This window comes from Haliea sp. (assembly GCF_040222615.1).
Classification (GTDB): domain Bacteria; phylum Pseudomonadota; class Gammaproteobacteria; order Pseudomonadales; family Halieaceae; genus Haliea.
In genome coordinates, this window is sequence record NZ_JAVKCQ010000069.1 from 1 (window position 1) to 16,994 (window position 16,994).

At 63.1% G+C, this 16,994-nt stretch carries 16 protein-coding genes and 1 pseudogene; 6 read left to right on the forward strand and 11 right to left on the reverse strand.

Annotated elements, in window-relative coordinates:
- Positions 1-175 precede the first annotated feature (175 nt).
- The 3 genes from RJQ10_RS06155 to RJQ10_RS06165 form a co-directional block, all read right to left on the reverse strand.
- Entirely contained in the window at positions 176-1,729 is a 1,554-nt protein-coding gene (locus tag RJQ10_RS06155; RefSeq protein WP_350144688.1) for an amidohydrolase family protein, read from the reverse strand.
- Positions 1,730-1,828: 99 nt separating this feature from the next.
- Positions 1,829-2,200, reverse strand: a complete 372-nt coding sequence (locus tag RJQ10_RS06160; RefSeq protein ID WP_350144690.1) for a hypothetical protein — start codon at positions 2,198-2,200, stop codon at positions 1,829-1,831.
- A gap of 165 nt (positions 2,201-2,365) precedes the next feature.
- On the reverse strand, positions 2,366-3,541 hold the full coding sequence (locus tag RJQ10_RS06165) for a saccharopine dehydrogenase family protein (protein ID WP_350144692.1): 1,176 nt from the start codon (positions 3,539-3,541) through the stop codon (positions 2,366-2,368).
- Between the two features lie 253 nt (positions 3,542-3,794).
- Between RJQ10_RS06165 and RJQ10_RS06170 the strand changes: the two genes are divergently transcribed.
- Together RJQ10_RS06170 and RJQ10_RS06175 are read left to right on the forward strand one after the other, a co-directional pair.
- The gene (locus RJQ10_RS06170) at positions 3,795-4,382 is read left to right on the forward strand and encodes a HupE/UreJ family protein (protein ID WP_350144694.1); all 588 of its coding nucleotides are present in this window, start codon (positions 3,795-3,797) and stop codon (positions 4,380-4,382) included.
- Positions 4,383-4,411: 29 nt separating this feature from the next.
- Positions 4,412-4,990 carry a HupE/UreJ family protein gene (locus RJQ10_RS06175; protein WP_350144695.1) on the forward strand — a complete coding sequence of 193 codons (579 nt, stop codon included), beginning with the start codon at positions 4,412-4,414 and terminating at the stop codon, positions 4,988-4,990.
- Positions 4,991-4,993: 3 nt separating this feature from the next.
- Here the strand turns inward: RJQ10_RS06175 and RJQ10_RS06180 are convergent, their stop codons facing one another.
- The gene (locus tag RJQ10_RS06180) at positions 4,994-6,706 is read right to left on the reverse strand and encodes an FAD-binding protein (RefSeq protein ID WP_350144697.1); all 1,713 of its coding nucleotides are present in this window, start codon (positions 6,704-6,706) and stop codon (positions 4,994-4,996) included.
- A 203-nt stretch (positions 6,707-6,909) separates the two neighbouring features.
- Here RJQ10_RS06180 and RJQ10_RS06185 point away from each other — a divergent pair, with 203 nt between their 5' ends.
- Positions 6,910-7,389 carry a c-type cytochrome gene (locus RJQ10_RS06185; protein ID WP_350144699.1) on the forward strand — a complete coding sequence of 160 codons (480 nt, stop codon included), beginning with the start codon at positions 6,910-6,912 and terminating at the stop codon, positions 7,387-7,389.
- 34 nt (positions 7,390-7,423) lie between these two features.
- Here RJQ10_RS06185 and RJQ10_RS06190 read toward each other — a convergent pair whose 3' ends face one another.
- From RJQ10_RS06190 to RJQ10_RS06215, 6 genes are all read right to left on the reverse strand, one after another.
- Positions 7,424-8,107 carry a cytochrome b/b6 domain-containing protein gene (locus tag RJQ10_RS06190; RefSeq protein WP_350144701.1) on the reverse strand — a complete coding sequence of 228 codons (684 nt, stop codon included), beginning with the start codon at positions 8,105-8,107 and terminating at the stop codon, positions 7,424-7,426.
- A 23-nt stretch (positions 8,108-8,130) separates the two neighbouring features.
- Positions 8,131-8,880, reverse strand: a complete 750-nt coding sequence (locus RJQ10_RS06195) for an NUDIX hydrolase (protein WP_350144703.1) — start codon at positions 8,878-8,880, stop codon at positions 8,131-8,133.
- Positions 8,877-10,217 carry an amidohydrolase gene (locus RJQ10_RS06200; RefSeq protein ID WP_350144704.1) on the reverse strand — a complete coding sequence of 447 codons (1,341 nt, stop codon included), beginning with the start codon at positions 10,215-10,217 and terminating at the stop codon, positions 8,877-8,879. The genes RJQ10_RS06195 and RJQ10_RS06200 overlap by 4 nt, the downstream gene beginning before the upstream one ends.
- 61 nt (positions 10,218-10,278) lie before the next feature.
- A complete protein-coding gene (locus RJQ10_RS06205; RefSeq protein WP_350144706.1) occupies positions 10,279-10,680 on the reverse strand; it encodes a protein tyrosine phosphatase family protein in 402 nt (133 codons plus the stop codon).
- Positions 10,681-10,741: 61 nt separating this feature from the next.
- Positions 10,742-11,425, reverse strand: a complete 684-nt coding sequence (locus RJQ10_RS06210; protein WP_350144708.1) for a DUF3313 family protein — start codon at positions 11,423-11,425, stop codon at positions 10,742-10,744.
- A gap of 91 nt (positions 11,426-11,516) precedes the next feature.
- Positions 11,517-12,620 (reverse strand): phosphoribosylaminoimidazolesuccinocarboxamide synthase, encoded by a 1,104-nt coding sequence (locus tag RJQ10_RS06215; protein WP_350144710.1) that lies wholly within the window; start codon positions 12,618-12,620, stop codon positions 11,517-11,519.
- A gap of 201 nt (positions 12,621-12,821) precedes the next feature.
- Between RJQ10_RS06215 and RJQ10_RS06220 the strand changes: the two genes are divergently transcribed.
- The 3 genes from RJQ10_RS06220 to RJQ10_RS06230 all read left to right on the forward strand — a co-directional run bounded on the left by RJQ10_RS06220 (position 12,822) and on the right by RJQ10_RS06230 (position 16,437).
- Positions 12,822-13,847, forward strand: coding sequence for a phospholipase A (locus RJQ10_RS06220; RefSeq protein WP_350144712.1), 1,026 nt, complete (start codon positions 12,822-12,824; stop codon positions 13,845-13,847).
- Positions 13,848-13,949: 102 nt separating this feature from the next.
- Complete coding sequence (locus RJQ10_RS06225; RefSeq protein WP_350144714.1) at positions 13,950-14,378, forward strand: group II truncated hemoglobin; 429 nt, start codon at positions 13,950-13,952, stop codon at positions 14,376-14,378.
- Positions 14,359-16,437, forward strand: a complete 2,079-nt coding sequence (locus tag RJQ10_RS06230; protein ID WP_350144716.1) for a TonB-dependent receptor — start codon at positions 14,359-14,361, stop codon at positions 16,435-16,437. Before RJQ10_RS06225 ends, RJQ10_RS06230 begins: the two co-directional genes overlap by 20 nt.
- Before the next feature lie 19 nt (positions 16,438-16,456).
- Here the strand turns inward: RJQ10_RS06230 and RJQ10_RS06235 are convergent.
- Positions 16,457-16,981: pseudogene (locus tag RJQ10_RS06235) on the reverse strand (tryptophan--tRNA ligase); the annotation flags it as partial.
- Positions 16,982-16,994: the final 13 nt, after the last annotated feature.

Sequence of the window (16,994 nt, forward strand, 5' to 3'; positions counted from 1 at the left end):
GGGTCATGAACGAGGATACACCCCCGGGAGATATTGTCGACGGCACCTTGCTGGCTATGGTCTGGCCAGTGGAAAACAAGGGTTAATCGAAATTTGAACCGAGCAGGGGGACGCGAACGCCAGTGCCGACCTGCCATTGCCAGCTCCCATCAAGCAAACCCCAAAAGCCCACGGATTAGTCAGCAAGTTGCTTGCGCATCAGCGGACTGTACAGCGCGTCCCACAAATGCCGGAGATTCACTTGCAGACTCCCTGCCTGCCGAACCACAAATGCCTGCAAGGCGTCTATGGCCGCTTGATCATAGAAGTGGCCGTTTTGCATCACCCCGACAATACCTCGGACATTATTTATATCCTCCAGCGGATTGTTTTGCAGCAGTACGATATCGGCCGCTTTGCCAATCTCGACCGACCCAAACTCGTCTTCGAGCCGGCTGAATAACGCTGCGCCAATCGTCGCTGAACGCAGAGCTTCCAACGGAGACAGGCCCGAGTCAACAAGCATTGAGAGCTCATCGTGAAGCCCTGAGCCCGCAAAGACATAGGTATCTCCGACATCTGTTCCAGCCAGCAATTTAACCCCGTGCTGGTTGGCCGTGTTAACGTGAGACAGTGCCCGCGCGTAGAAATCGTGGTGAACATATTCTCCAGTATCGCTATAACCCCGGGTTGCCGCCCGATCAGCGTCGGGATACCAGAGTAAATTCTTGACGATGAAGGGAACAGATTCCAACCGGGAGTCCGCTCGAAAACCGGGCTCTCTGGCATAGGCGCTCATTCGTAGCGTCGTCAGGGTCGGCACCCACCAGGTATCGGAATCCCCCATGGCAGCCATGAGCTGGCGACATTCCTGCTCGTCCTGTTGCGCCAACATCTCCCACATGAGCTGGGGTGTGTAGTGACCAATTGGGTCTTCCAGGCTACGAAATTCTCCAATCCCCTCGAAGCACTCAAAGAGAAAAAGCCTGGCATGCTCAATACTTCTCTGACCGGACTCGATGGCTGTCAGCAATGGGACGACGATGGGTTTGTGGCCGGCTATATCCACTCCGTTTGCCTTGGCGGTTGCTGCCAGGTTGAGATACTGGTCCAGCGAGAGCTCCGAATATACCTTGATAAAGTCAGCCCCGACTGATTTATAGAACATCACCAGGGCGTTCGCATCCGCCTTCGTTTTCAGTCTGAAGTATGAGGGATAAGCATCCGGCACTTCGTTCCCTCCGTTGGTCTGATAGCTACTCTGCAAAATGTACCGGGGTGCTACCCGCGTTCCAGCCAGTGCCTCATTGGTCCAGCGAATCCGGTCATCGATACACGCCCAATAGCTATCTTCTCTACTCATGCAACCCGATAAGTCCCGGGCTGCAGTGACCCCATTGGCTATGAACAAAGGATGGTGGATCTGCGGTGATATTTTCAGGCTGTGCGTATGCATGTCCCACAACCCGGGGATGAGGTACTGATTATCTGCGGGAATGGCTTTGAAGTAAGGGTTTTCCCGGTATTCCTCCGCCGGGAGAATATCCACAATTTCCCCGCCATCAACCAGAACGGTCACAGCGTGATCTATGGCGCCGCTTTCCACATTGACAACATTGACGCGCTCTATGGCAAAAGGCCCGTTTTGCGCCATGAAAGGCGCCGGCTGCAAAGGAAGCAAAAGCAATCCCGCTGCCAACGAAAATATTGTCAACAGGGACGCTAAAACAAAATAACAAAGCTTTTTCATACGAGCAGTCTGTAAACGACAATGGAAGGTCAGTTTTTAAAAAGTGGGATCCCGGTCCTCAATATCTGCCCTGGCAAGTCTACTGCAACCGACCGCAAGTCAGTTTCCACCCGACTCGGTGTCCATATGTATGAAATAGACGGTCGTTCCCACTCCGGCAAGAAATAGACACAGCGCGACGCTGCCTGCAAATACAGGCCCTGCGACTGCCACGCCCCTGCCCGCCAACAGCGCAACAATCTGGGCATTACTCTCGGCAAGGTAGAGCGTCATAGCAATCACCATCAAAGAGGCAAGCAAGTACAGCAGCGTCACCAACCACCTCATCAATCTGTTGAGCAGGTGCTTCCCTACGAACACCGAAACGATACTCGCAAACGTAATCGTTAGCCATGTCTCGAACTGCGTGGACATCGCCTCCTCATTTATCCTTATCAATTCCAGAGCTTCAGCGACCGTAAGAGCATCCATGAATCCATCCGTCATGTCGTACAGGAAAAATGTTTACTGAAAAGCTGCGATTTCAACTGTTCAGCGTTGTCCGGCATTCGAAATGCGGACATTCAACACACTAATCATACTACTCCAAACTGATGTTTGAGCCCATTTCGCCCAACCGCCTTGGCTGGCCCTGGCTCAGTTCTCCAACTGGAACGTCAGCCCCGCATTTTCTTGCAGGCGCTCCACCAGCAGGCCGCCCATAGCCGGGGCCGGGGTGTAGATGCCGCCGGGTACATTGCCGGGGTTTTCCAGCAGGCACACGGCGCTCTCCGCAATCATCTTGGAGGTTGAGCCATAGCCCGGGTCCTTGTCGCCCTTGACGCTTGCCTTGATGGTTTGGCCCTGCGCATTGGAGCCCACGAACAGCACGTCGTAGTGACCGGCGTCGCGCTCTTCCTTCGACGGACCCTCGCCCGGCTGGCGCGGGTCGTTGGCCATGGACTTGTCGGCGGCGACCGCGCGCGCTATCGCCTCGCCCTGCTCTCCGGGGCCAGTCAGTAGCATTTCGTCGTAGACAAATTCGGCGCCGTACTGGTGGCCCAGCAAGAAGTTGGAACGATGGATGTTCTTGGTGTTGATGGTGGCCATGACAAAGGGCGCCGACCAGCTCAGCAAATCCTCCTCGTACACGGGCGCCATACCCGATGGCTGTATGACCCCGGCATGCCCCTCGGTCAGGGCAAATGGATCTGTCAGCACCTTGATTACCTCCGGCTGTTTGGCCGCAGCGGCCATGGTGGCCTTGAAACTTGCCAGGGTGCCGCCGGAGAAGGTGCCCTTCATCACCCGCACCCGCCCCTTGACCCGGGGCAGCGGCGCACCGAACTTTTCCATGGCAGCTTGCTGCAGGAACCAGACACCGAGGTCGAAAGGGATGGAATCGAAGCCACAGGAGAACACAATGCGCGCGCCGCTGGCTTTGGCGGACTCACCGTGAGCGGCAATCATCTCGTGCATCCACGCCGGTTCGCCGCAGAGGTCCACGTAATCCGTGCCGCCATGTGCGCAGGCCGCCACCAGGTCTGAGCCGTAGAGCTGGTAGGGACCGACCGTGGTCAACAGCACTCTGGTCCGCGCGACCATATCCCGGATGGAATCCGGGTTGGCGGCATCGGCAACCACGAGGGGTATACCCGCGGCGATACCCAACTCATCGCGCACGGCAACCAGCTTGTCCCTGCTGCGCCCGGCCATGGCCCATTTGACGTCACCGTCGACGCCGTACTGCGTGTTCAGATATTCGCATACCAGGCGCCCGGTATAGCCGGTGGCGCCGTAGACGATAATGCCAAGTTCACGGGATTCGGACATGGTAGTTTCCTTTTCCAGAATGTTTGATTGATCGCATGCGTGGGTCCCGCCCTGTTCGGTAAAGCAGACCACACCCGTCATCCGGACTTGTTGAAGTTCGGGGAAATATACGGCCACTGTACCCCATCGGGTCGGCCGCGCACTACCGCAGGCCTGGCCCGCCAGAATCTCCCGTTTGACGGTCTCGTTCACGACTGGAATCGCGACAGCCTTACAGGCTATCCTGCCAATCCCGATTCAGGAGAAATACACGATGTGGGTGTACAGACTGTTGTGGAGCGCAGGTCTGGGCTTGCTGTTGGCAACCAACGCGCAGGCGCACTCGGCCGCGGAGATCGGCGGCGGCTTCGTCAGCGGCTTGCTGCACCCGGTACTGGGCTGGGATCACGTGGCCGCCATGGTCGCGGTGGGACTGTGGGGCGCGTTCCTGGGCAATCCTGCTCTCTGGCTGCTGCCAGTGGTATTCCCGCTGGTCATGGCGCTGGGGGGCGCAATTGGTATCGCGGGCATCAACATTCCCAGCGTGGAGATCGGCATAGCGCTGTCGGCGCTGATCCTGGGCGCAATGATTCTGCTGGCGGCGCGGCCACCCCTGTGGCTCGCGGGCTTGATTGTTGCGGCCTTTGCAGTGTTTCACGGGCACGCCCATGGTACGGAGTTGCCCACGGCTGCCAGCCCCCTGGCCTACAGCCTCGGCTTTGTGATCGCCACCGGCCTGCTGCATCTGGCGGGGATTGGTTTCGGGCTGCTCGTCCGCTGGCCGCTGGGGCGCGTTGCGGTGCGCGCCGGAGGCGCCGTCATCGCAATCGCCGGGGCGCTGTTTCTGGGCAGCGCCGTTTGACCCACCGCTTCACCCCGCGAGCGGCAGCGATGACTGCCGCCCTGCTCTGTGTTCCAGACCTGGTGCAGGCTCACAGCCCGATGCAGGGTATCGGCGACTTCTACGCAGGCGTGCTGCACCCGCTGCTGGTTCCGGCACACGCCCTGGCACTGGTGATGCTGGGCCTGTTCTCCGGCCAGGGTGGGCTTTATGCCATGCGCAGCTGTTACCTGGGCTTTCTTCCAGCCCTGGTAGTGGGCCTCACTCTGGCAGGCACCGGGCTGGACCTGGGAGATGGCCTGGAACCGCTGCTGCTCCTGCTCGCGGCCCTGACCGGCATGCTGGTGATACTGCAGTTCAGCCCGCCCCACCCTCTCTTTGCTGCCGCGGGAGCCGCGGTTGGCCTGCTGCTGGGACTCGACTCCGCACCGGAGGCCGTGGCGCCGGGCCCGATTGCCGCCGCGCTGCTGGGGGCCAGCCTTGGGGCTTTCGCCTGCCTGCTACTGATCGCAGACCTGTGTGAACGCGCGCGACATCATTGGCAGCAGGTCGCGGTGCGCGTAATAGGCTCCTGGGGCACAGCCAGCGCCACACTGGTGTTTGCCCTGGGTTGGCTGCGCCCTGACTGAGGGCTAGGTTTCGCGGTAGCCGGTGATAGCCTTGGCGGCCTGGTAGGCGAAGGTCATGGCCGGCCCCAGGGTGGACCCCGGGCCCGGGTAGCAGGGCAGCGTCGGCGCGCTGCAGTTGCCGATGGCATAGAGGCCCGGGATCACCGAGCCGTCCTCCCGCAGTACCTGGGCATCGGCGTTGCAGACCATGCCGCCCTGGGTACCGAAATCACCCGGATCGACCTTCATCGCGTAGTACGGTGGTTTGTCGATAGGGGCGAGGCAGGGATTCGGAGTCACCCGCGGGTCGCCGTAATAGCGGTCGTAGGCTGAGTCCCCGCGCTGACAGTCCAGATCCACGCCGGTGCGGGCGTACTCGTTCATCTTCGCCACCGTGGCCGCCAGCCCGTCCGGGTCGACGCCGATCTTGCGGGCCAGCTCGGGGATGGTGTCCGCCTTGGCGAAGAAACCCTCATTCTCGTAGCGCTTCGGCAGCGCCCAGTCCGGCCGGAAAGCGCTGTTGTACAGGGGCCCGACGAAGTAGCGGGCGCGGAAATTGGCATCGAAGACCTGCCAGCTCGGATTGCAGGGCTTGTCCTCGCTGTGTTTCTCGAAGGTCTCCTGCTGGAAGGCCATGTAGTTCTGGGATTCGTTGCTGAAACGCTCCCCGGCGGGATTCACCACGATGGAACCCGGATAGGACTTCTCCATGATGCTGAGGCGCGGGATCTCCTCCCCCGGCACGGAAATCGTGTTGCACCACCAGGCTTCGTTGAGCCGGTGCATCTTCGCCCCCAGACGCAAGCCTTCGAGAATCGCATCACCGGTATTGTCCTGGGTGCCTGCGCTCCAGCGGTGGTCGGTGGGCTGGGGCAGGTACTGCTCGCGCATGGCCTGATTATGCTCGAAGCCACCCGCAGCCAGCACCACGCCCTTGCGGGCCTGGATACGCAGGGTTTCACCGTTGCGCGTGACCTCAATACCCAGAACGGCGCCGTCCTCGTCGACGACCCGGGTCATCGCGGTGTTGAGCCACAGGGGGATGTCCCGGTCGTGCATTGACGCGCGCAGGCGGGCCACTCCGGCACAGCCCGTGGCCAGGCGGCGGTGGTACTTGTCCTTCAGGCGCCAGGGAATATCGGCAACATAGGCCGCGACCAGCTTGACCGCGGTTTTCCACCAGCCCGGCTGCTGGCCAATGAGCAGGGCAGCCTCGACCTGGGTAAAGCCGATCAGGCCACCCAGGTGCATCATCGGATGGGTGCGGCGAAGGCGCCGCCACTCTTCGCCCAACTCGCTGGCGGCGAAGGTTTCCGGCTCCATGGAGCGGTGGCCAACCATGGCACCGTCGAGATTGGTGTAGTAGTCCGGGTAGTGGGCCAGCGTGACATAGCGCACCCGGGTACGCTCGTGAAGGAAGTCCACCATCTTCGGCCCATTCTCAAGAAAGGCCTCCAGCTGGTAGGTGGGCACCTCCTCCTCGGTAATCAACTGGCGCAGGTAGGTGCGCGCCTGGTCGATGGAATCCTCGGCACCCGCGGCGCGGGCGTAGCGGTTGCAGGGAATCCACACCCCCCCACCGGAGATGGAGCTGGTGCCGCCATAGAGGCCGGATTTCTCTACCACCAGTACATCGCGGGTGCCCATTTCATAGCTGCACAGCGCCGCGGTCAGCCCACCGTTGCCGGACCCGACCACCACCACGTCAAAACTGTAATCCCACTGCTGCGCGCCCATGTGCTACCTCATTGCGTCAAGGGGCCAATGGTAGCCCACCCCGGGGGCATTTCCCCACGCCGCCACCGTGTAACCCGGGACAGGTTCAAAAAATTGGTCGGCACCCGCACACATAACGTATAGTCTGCTGGGGGCGATCGCGCACCTCGTCCGTGCACAGTCCGCCACTCCACAGGATCAAACCTCAGCAAGGAGACTCACCCATGCCCAACCCGCTCCGCAAGCGCGCCGCCATCCTCGCCTCGGCCGCTGCCCTGGCGATATCACCCCTGGCCCTGTCCCATCTGGATGAGAACGAATTCCACCAGTCCTACCGCCAGTCCTATTTCGCCCTGCTCGGCGCCAACTTTGGCCCCATCGGCGCCATGGTCAAGGGCGAGATGCCCTGGAACCAGGAGCAGTTGCAGGGGTTTGCCAACGATTTCGCGGCGGTGTCCACCCTGAACATTCTCCGCGGTTTCCCCGAGGGTTCAGAGAAAGGTACCACCCGGGCCCAGCCGGAGATCTGGAGTAACATGGAGGACTTTGCCAGCAAGTTCGATACCCTGAAAGCGGAAGCCGCCACCCTGCAGACCACCGTTGCCGGTGGGGACCGCGGCGCGATCGCCCAGCAGGTCGGCGCGGTCGGCCAGGCCTGCAAGGCCTGCCACGACGAGTACAAGTCGAAGGACTATCTCTACTGAGTGTGCATGCGGGCAGTGCCGGTGGCGGCCTGCCCTACCACATCCGCGGTGGCGGTGGCGCCTGCTGCAACAGCCACCAGCCCAGCCCGACCACCGCCGCCAACAGCAGCGGCGCCAGCCACCAGGGCGCCGCTGCGCCGGTTCCCGACTTGCCTTCCGCCCTGCCCCTGAGCATGGCCTGCACCAGCTTTTCCCGGCGCCGGAACTGGTGCCAGGCAACCGCCAGCAGATGCAGCGCGATCATGGCCAGCAGGGCATTGAAGGCCCACTCGTGTACCACTCCGAGAAAGTCCCGGGTCTCGCTGCTGACAGCGTAGTAAAACGGGCCGTTGAACAGGATCCGGTCGCTGTTGAAGAGACCGCTGCCCGCCTGCACCAGCAGCAGCGTCAGCAGCACCACCACGGACCAGCCGCCCAGCGGGTTGTGCCCCGGGCCCGATGCCACGCGACCACGGACATAGCCCAGCACGGTGCCAGGCCCCTTCAGGAAATCGCGAAAGCGGGACTGCGGGCTGCCGACAAAGCCCCAGCAGATGCGAAACACCACCAGCACGATAACCGTATAGCCGAGCCACTGGTGGCGCTCCATCTGGCCCTCCTCCGCAGTCCACCAGGACAGCGGGATCAATACCACCAGGGACCAGTGGAACAGCCGGGTGGGCCAGTCCCAGAGGGTCTGCGATGCTGGCCGTGACAACGGTTCGGTACTTCGTGGCATTGCGCTCTATCTCGCTGGACGTATCAGGGGCCAATCAGGCAGGGAAACTCGGGCGCCACACTCCGGTGCTCGTAGTGCCAGCACCCGTCTCGCAACGTGGCCCGGTGGCGGGCGCCGGGAACCGAGCCGTCGCCGCTGGCGTAGCCGGCATCGCCGCGAAACATCACGAACACCGTGCCATCACCGTGGCAGAAACGCGGCAACACCTCGGGCGCTGGCCGCTCCCGTTCCCGTGCCAGCAACTCAGCCACGGTCTGGTAGTGAGCAACGTGGCACAGGGTGACAAAGGTGGGGGGCAGCACACCCAGCGAGCCATTCCTGTGCTCCGCAACCGCGGTCGCCACGTTCACCCAGCGTGCGTCGTGGATTTCGCTGCCGTCGATCACCACCTCGGTGCCGCTGTCCACCGGTGCCGCGTAGATCCAGGTGGAGAAACGCTTGGGCTCATCAACCGGCGTAGTCCAGTGGCTGATCAGCACCATGGCGTCGGGGTCGGGTTTCAACCCCGCCTCCTCGCCCGCCTCGCGGGCCGCGGCCAGACGCGTGGCGCGCAGTTCGTCACCTTCGGCCAGCTCCCAGTCCCCGGGCTCCAGGGCGCCGCCGGGAAAGACCCAGTAGCCACCGGCGAACAGCAGTGCCTTGTTGCGTCGCAGCAGCAGGGTCTCCAGACCCTCGGGTGAGTCGCGCAACAGCACCACGGTGCTGGCGGGGCGCGCCTCGACCTTGCCGGCGGGCTGTTCATCCGGGCGCGGAAAAAAGGTTTTGCGGTTCACGGTGCGGGTGCCTGCAGCAATTCTTGCAGGGCCACCACGGTCGCCTCCACCCCGAGGGTGACAGCGGGCTCAGCCACCACCCGGAACAGCGGGGAGTGGTGCGAGGGCACCGGGGCAGCCCCCTCGGCGGCGCGGACAAAATCTTCTGCGGGTGTACCACCCACCGCAAAATAGGTGCTGGGTATGTAGGGGTCTGTGGTAAAGAAGCCGAAGTCCTCCGCACCCATCCCCTTGCGCTTGCCCTCCTTGAAAACCTGCTCGCCAAAGTGGGCGCTCCAGACACCCCGCAATTGCCGGGTCAGCGGCGCATCGTTGACGGTGGGCGGCACTGATTCACGCTCGGATACAATCACTTCCGGCAGTTTGTCCTCCGGCAACCCGGCCACCCGCCCCATGTTCTCCGCCACCCGGCGGATCCCGGCCAACAGCAGTTCGCGGTTCTCCAGGTCGTCGTTGCGCACAGTGAGCTGCAGGTGGGCGCGGTCGGATATGATGTTGTGCTTGCTGCCGGCATGAAAGGCGCCGACGGTAATCACGCCGGCATCGCGGGGGGCGAGGTCCCGCGAGACCACGGTCTGCAGGGCCAGCACGATCTGGCTGCCCAGCACCACCGGGTCAACCCCTTCGTGGGGACTGGCACCGTGGGCCCCGATACCGTGGACGATGATGTCTACCGTATCGGCGCCGGAATACGGGGACTCCTCGGTCACTCCGAGCTGGCCGGCGGGCAGCTGCGCCGACACATGGAAAGCCAGGGCGTAGTCAGGCTGGCCGAAACGCTGCCACAGATTGTCCTCCATCATCGTCCGGGCTCCGACAATGCGCTCTTCCGCCGGCTGACCGACCAGCATCAGGGTCCCGGACCACTGTTCCCGCTGCGCCGCCATCAGCCGCGCCGTGCCCACCAGGCTGGTGATGTGGACATCGTGGCCGCAGGCGTGCATGACGAAGACCTCCTCCCCGGACGGATCCACCTGCTGCGCCCGCGAGGCATACGGAAGACCCGACTTTTCCTCCAGCGGCAGTCCATCCATGTCCGCGCGCATCATCACCAGCGGCCCGGGGCCGTTGCGCAGCAGTGCCACCACCCCGGTGCCTCCAACCCCCTCGGTTACCTCGAATCCCGCGTTGCGCAGTTCAGTGGCCAGGCGCGCGGCGGTCTTGTACTCCATGCCGGACAATTCCGGATTCTGGTGGAAGTGAGTGAAGAGCGCGCCGAGATGGCGCTCGTAGTCCGCGGCCACCAGGCTGGCGAGTTCGCCGGCTCTTGCGGGACCGGCAAGCGAGACGAGGGCCAGCAGCAGTGAAATGGTGGCCAACAGGGAGCGACAAGGCATGGGGATATCCAGTCAGTGGGTCAGCCGGATAGGCTACCCAGCGCTGGCGCAGATGGCAACCTCAGCGCTGGCCCACCATGGACAGATCGTAGCCCCGGCTGCGCGCCCGCTGCAAAGCTTCAGGCAGTTCCTCCGCAGAGCGGGTCGCGAGCCATAAATTGATGGACCGGGTGCCGCTGCGGCAGAACGCGAGCACGGGCCCCTCGGCACTGTCGAATGCGCCTGCGAGCTGTTCGAGGTCCGGGCCCGGGAAGTTCATACCGGTCACCGGGTAGTAGATATAGGTCAGGCCGTGTTGCTCGGCCGCGGCGGCAAATTCGGCCGAGGAAGGCTGCCCTGGCGCCTCGCCATCGGGACGGTTGTTGATTACCACCCTGTATCCGGCCGCTGCCACGTCCGCCAGGTCGACGGGGGATATCTGCTCGGAGACGGCGATATCAGGTGTGATCTTGACGATGTTCAATGGCGATTCCTCGTTTGGCTTGTTGCTTGAATGACCCGCCGCGGGCAGAACGCTCCGGCCGCTAGGCGCCGCGCACGCGGTCAAGACTGTCCCGGAGCAGATCCGCCCAGCGCCGCAGTATGCGCTCGAATTCGGCGCGGTTGGTGACGCTGCTGGTCCACTGCAGCTGGCTGTGCTCTACACCGCGACGGCGGTCCACAACCCGCCCCTGCACCTCGCCGGTCAATGCGTCCACCAGCTCCAGATTCAACGTCATCTCTCCGGCCGATGTGGTGTAGGCCCTGGTACGCACCGCACTCTGGATATCGGGGGCGTGGATGTCCAGGTTGACGATGGACGGCCGCAGCAAGAGTATCTCCTCGCCGTTGGGCGCTTCCTCCACCAGGTCGTAGGCCGGCTCGCGTTTCAACGCCGCGCGAAAATATTCGTTGCAGGCCGAGGCAATGCGCCGCCGGATACGGTCAGCATCCTCCTGTTGAATACGGTTGGCCACGCTCCTGCTGTCACGCTGCTGGTCGCGCAACCAGTTCTTGCGAAAAGCCACCTCACAGCCGGCCAGGGACAGGTGGCGGTAGTGAGTCAGGTCGGCCCCGGGGCGCAGGTAAACGTCGGCAAATTTATGCCCGGACACCCTCTCCAGGCCGTCGTGGGTCAACGCGGGCTGATTCGGGGAACCGGTACCGGCGCAAGCAGAGAGGACAAGCGCTACGCTAACCACGAGGCTGGCAAACAGAGCTCGGTTCATGGCGACACCTCCAGAGATAGGCCTTAGACAGAAACACTATAGGCAAACGCAAGCCGCAACACCACTGTAGACCCGTGAGCAGCGAACAGGTTCAGCGCAGCAGGTCGAATTCGGCGCCGAGCATATCGATGATTTCCCGGCGGGGATCATCCGGGAGCACAAGGGGCTGGCCGATGATCTTCTCCGCGATACCAACATAGGTGGCGGAGACGTCCATCAGCACCGACGCGGGCAGCTCATTGTCCCTGGCAAGGGCGACGCGCTCCGGCATCCGGTCCTTGTTCAGCAGGATGTCGGGGTCCGGGAAGTAATTCAGCAGCAGTTGCCGGAAGCTCTCCTTGGAGTTCTCCACCACACGCCCGTCACGCCAGGCCGGGCCGTCCCAGATCCGCGAGGAGTCAGGCGTACCCACCTCGTCCATGTAGATCAGCTGCTCGTCGCCGGCGGCATTGCGGACGTAGCCGAACTCGAACTTGGTGTCGACGAATACCTGGTCGAGCCGGGCCAGTTCGCCGCTGATGACCTCGAAGCCGTCACGCAGCAGGGTTTCGTAGCTATCCACATCCTCGGGGGAGCGGAACTGGAACGCAGCGTAGTTGTTGCGCAGATCGTCGCGGGACACGTTGACGTCATCCTGGGCCGGGACCCCGGGAATACCCTGCAGAATCCCCTTGGTGGAGGGCGTTATCAACAGCTCTGGCAGTTTCTGGTCCTTGCGCAGGCCGTCGGGAAGGCGGATGCCACAGAATTCGCGCTCGCCACGTGCGTAGGCCCGCCACATGGAGCCGGTAATATACTGCCGGGCAATCGCCTCGATCATTACCGGGCGGGCTTTCTGTACGATCCAGACCAGCGGGTGCGGAACCTCCAGGATGTGGCTGTCCGCCAGTCCCTGTTCCCGGAACAGCCGGAACCAGTGGTTGGAGATCGCGTTGAGCGCCGCGCCCTTGCCGGGAACACCCGCCAGGCCGCCCTCGCCGCGCCAGATACAGTCAAAGGCGGAGATGCGGTCACTGATCACCATGATCGCCAGCTTGTCATCGGCGGCTACAGGGTAGCCGCGCTGACTGATCAGGCGGGCACTGTCGACCGCGTCCAGCCAGTAAACGGACCTCACCTTGCCGGAATGGACCGGGGCGCCGGTGCGGATCGGCAGGTCATCGTTTACCGCCAAGACCTTGTTTACACTACTCATTCCGGGTTCCTGTCATGTGCCCAGCGGGCGGACAACCGGGGGCCAGGGCGGGCAAACCCTGGCGCCGGGAGGGGCGCCGATTCTAGCAGAGACCGGCGCCGCGCGGCACCTGCGGCGTCCGGCCCGTCCCGAACGGCTGTCCCCGGAGCACAGGCTCCGGTAGACTGCCCAACCCCGAACTCGCCGGACAGCAATCGCGTCATGAACGCACGACTTTTCGCCCAGGCCCTGCTGTGGACAGCCCTGGGGACCATACTCCCGGCGCAGGCCGACAGCCTGGGGATCTGCGCCGCCGTGGCGGACGATCTGCAGCGTCTCGCCTGCTATGACCGCCTGGCAACCGGCGCTGCAGCGCCCAGCACCGTGGAAGCCAGTATCGTGGAGACCACTACCGTAGGGCCGGAGGAGCCCGCGAGCGGGCCGGTGCACCTGGTCAACGAGGAACTGCTGCTGGGCCAGCGGCTGGCGGAGGAAACCACCCTGACCAGCAACGCCTGGGTCATTACTCCCCACCAGCGCAACTACCTGCTGCCAGCCACCTACAATGACAATCTCAACCGGGCTGCCTGGGCCGCGCTGGAACCGGACGACCCGATGCAGCACATAGAGGCTAAGTTCCAGATCAGCCTGAAAACCATCGCCTGGACGGATATCCTCGGGGCGGGCAGCAACCTGTGGGTTGCCTACACCCAGCGCAACTGGTGGCAACTGTACAACGACTCCTCACCTTTCCGGGAGACCAATTACCAACCCGAGGTTTTCCTCACCTTCGCCAACGACTGGCGTTTCTGGGGCTTCACCAATACCGTGGTCGGCACGGGTTTCAGGCATGAATCCAACGGCAAGGGCGGCGATCTTTCCCGAAGCTGGAACCGGGCCATGGTCATGGCCGCTTTCGAGCGACGGCGCATGGCCCTCAACGTACGCGCCTGGTACCGGCTCCCCGAGAGCAGCGGCGACGATGACAACCCGGATATTGAGCGTTACATGGGTTACGGCGATATCACCGGCATCTGGAAGTGGCAGCAGCACGAGTTCGCGGTGAAACTGCGCAATAACCTCCGCAGCGAGAATCGCGGTGCGCTGGAACTGGAGTGGACCTTTCCCATCAATCGCCGGTTCAAGGGCTACATCCAGTATTTCAACGGCTACGGCGAAAGCCTCATCGACTACAACCAGAACAACAGCCGCATCGGTTTCGGCGTATCCATGACCGATCTGCTCTAGGAGCAACCACCCCGCCCGGTTCAGGCATTCACTCTGACGGGGAGGAAATCGGGGGCAAAGACGGGTAAACTGGCGTCCCCCAGACAAACCACCAGCGCTCTCATGACTACAGCAAACACGCCCTTTGAAATACTCGGCGAAGACGGCATTCGCCAGCTCTGCGAGGACTTCTACCGCATCATGGACTCCCGGCCGGAGGCAAGCGAGCTGCGCGCCATGCACGCCGAGGACCTGGGCCCGGTCACGGAAAAGCTGGCCGAGTACCTTACCGGCTGGATGGGCGGCCCGCCCCGCTATGCCGACAAATACGGCACAGTCTGCCTGACCGACTCCCACGCGGCCTACCACATCGGGCCCGAGGAGCGGGACCAGTGGCTGTGGTGCATGGAGCAGGCGCTGGCGGAAAGTCAGGCGCCGGAGGAGCTGCGGGAAATGCTGCGTATTCCCCTGCAGCGGATTGCCGACGCGGTGCGCAACCGCGATCAACCCAGTGCTACCAAGAGGGACCCGAATGTCATTGCTGCAGGTTAAACAAGGCGTGCGCGCTATCGCCATCGCCGTGATCGCCGCCACCACGACGGTCGCAAGCGCCGCGGAACAGCGCCTGGAACAGGTGCTGGTCAGCGCCAAGCGCATCAGCGAGGACGCCAGCCGCCTGCCGCTGGCCTGGTCCGCCGTTGACGAGGGCGATCTCACCCTGATCGGCCACACCCACCCCAACGAAATCATGCAACAGGTTCCCGGTTCCTGGATCAGCCGCGGCAACGGCCAGGAAAGCCTGACCGCGCTGCGCTCCCCGGTGCTTACCGGCGCCGGTGGCTGCGGCTCCTTTTTCATGGCCGCCGACGGCATCAGCCTGCGGGCACCCGGGTTCTGCAACGTCAACCAGCTGTTTGATGCCAATATCGAGCAGGCCAGCCGGATTGAGGTCATCAAGGGTCCGGCGGGCGCCACCTACGGCTCCAATGCCATGCACGGGGTCATCAACGTGCTCGGTGCCGAACCGAAACCGGGTGCCGGGCAGCAACTCGCCCTCGAGAGCGGTCCCGATGACTATTTCCGGGGCAAGTACCGCCTCGACCACGTCCAGGGACGCCACGGCGTGAGCCTGCGGCTGAACGGCACCATGGACGGCGGTTACCAGGAGGAATCAGGCTTCGACCAGCAGAAACTCACCCTGCGCCACGATTACGATGGCGCTGTCTGGTCATTCCAGACCGTGGTCGACGCCGCCAACCTGAACCAGGAAACCGCGGGCTTTGTCCAGGGTTTCAAGGCCTACGCAGACAACACCCTGCGAACCAGCAATCCCAACCCCGAGGCCTACCGCGATGCCTGGTCCCTGCGCCTCTACAGCCAGGCCAGCCGCGAATTGAACAATGGCCAGCGGCTCAGTATTACGCCCTATCTGCGGCGCAATCGGATGGAGTTCCTGCAGCACTTTGTGCCCTGGCAGCCGGTAGAAACCAACGGTCACGAGTCCTTGGGGCTGCGCACCAGCCTGCACGGGGAAGCCGGCGGCCTGAGCTGGGTAGCCGGCACCGACCTCGAATACACCGATGGCTGGCTGCGGGAGGAACAGGAAAACCCGTTCAGCCCCAACCAGCCCGAGGGCATCCACTACGACTACGAAGTCGCGGCCAGCATGGGCGCGGCCTACACCCAGCTGCGCTACGCCGCGAACGAGCGCTGGACCCTGGACGGCGGAGTGCGCCTCGAATACACCCACTACGACTACGACAATCTGGCTGAGGATGGCCCCGCCTGTACCCCGGCCGCCAGTGCCTGCCGCTTCTTCCGCGTTGCCGACCGCAGGGACAGGTTCACTGACTGGTCCGTCAATGCCGGCGCCAGCCTGCAGCTGCGCCCGGACCACTACGCCTACCTGCGCCTCGCCAACGGCTTCCGGGCGCCGGACACCAGCGAACTGTATCGCCTGCAATCGGGCCAGGCCGTGGCCGATCTGGACTCCGAAGTAATCGACAATATCGAACTGGGTTTGCGCGGGAACACCGGGGGCGGCCTGAGCTACGACCTGTCGGTTTACCACATGAACAAGGACGAGGTGATCTTCCAGGATGCCGACCGGCGCAACGTCAGCGGCGCCAAAACCGAGCACTATGGGCTGGAGATGAGCCTGGACTACCGTTCACAAGGGTCCTGGTACACACGCCTGGATGTCACCGCCGCCCGCCACCGCTACGCCAACAACGCCCTGCCGCTGGGGGTCAACGACCCGATCGACGGCAACGATATCGACACGGCTCCGCGCCTGTTCGGCAGCGCCCGATTCGGCTGGGAATTCGCCCCCCGATACGGCACGGCCCCGGTGGCGGAGCTGGAGTGGGTGTATATGGATGAGTACTACCTGGAGCCGGAGAACCGCTTCAAGTACGAGGGGCACTCCCTGCTCAACCTGCGCCTCAGTAGCCCGCTGACTCCGCAATTGGCGGCCAGCCTGCGCATCACCAACCTGCTGGACGAGGACTACGCCGAGCGCGCCGATGTGGGTTTCGGCCAGTACCGCTACTTCGTCGGCCGTCCCCGCGGCGCATTCGTCGAACTCCGCTACTCCTGGGGCAAAGGTTAAACCGCGAATCACTACACCGTCACCGCATGGGTGCAATACCCACAGCTTCCCTGACCTGCGCCAGCAGCGGCACGCTGTAAGCACGAGCGCGCTCGGCGCCGCGCTGCAGCACCTGCTCAATGTGCGCGGGGTCGGCCATCAGCTGCAGGTAGCGCTCGCGGGCGGCCGCTAACGTATCGTTGACCAGCTCGAACAGCTGCTTCTTGGCCTCGCCCCAGGCAATACCCTGCTCAAACTCCCGGCGCATGCGCGCGGTCTCCTCCGCCGAGGCAAACGCGGACCAGATCTGGAACACGGTGGAATCATCGGGGTTCTTGGGCTCGCCCGGTTCCAGCAGATTGGTCTTGATCTTGTTGATGGCCTTGCGCAGCTGCTTTTCCGGCAAAAACAGGGGTATGGTGTTGTTGTAGCTCTTGCTCATCTTGCGCCCATCCAGCCCCTGCAACACCGCCACGTGATCCTCCACCTCGGCCTCCTGCAGGTTGATTATCGGCGCGAAATTGTGGTTGAAGCGCTGTGCGATGTCCCGGGCCATTTCCAAATGCTAGATCTGGTCG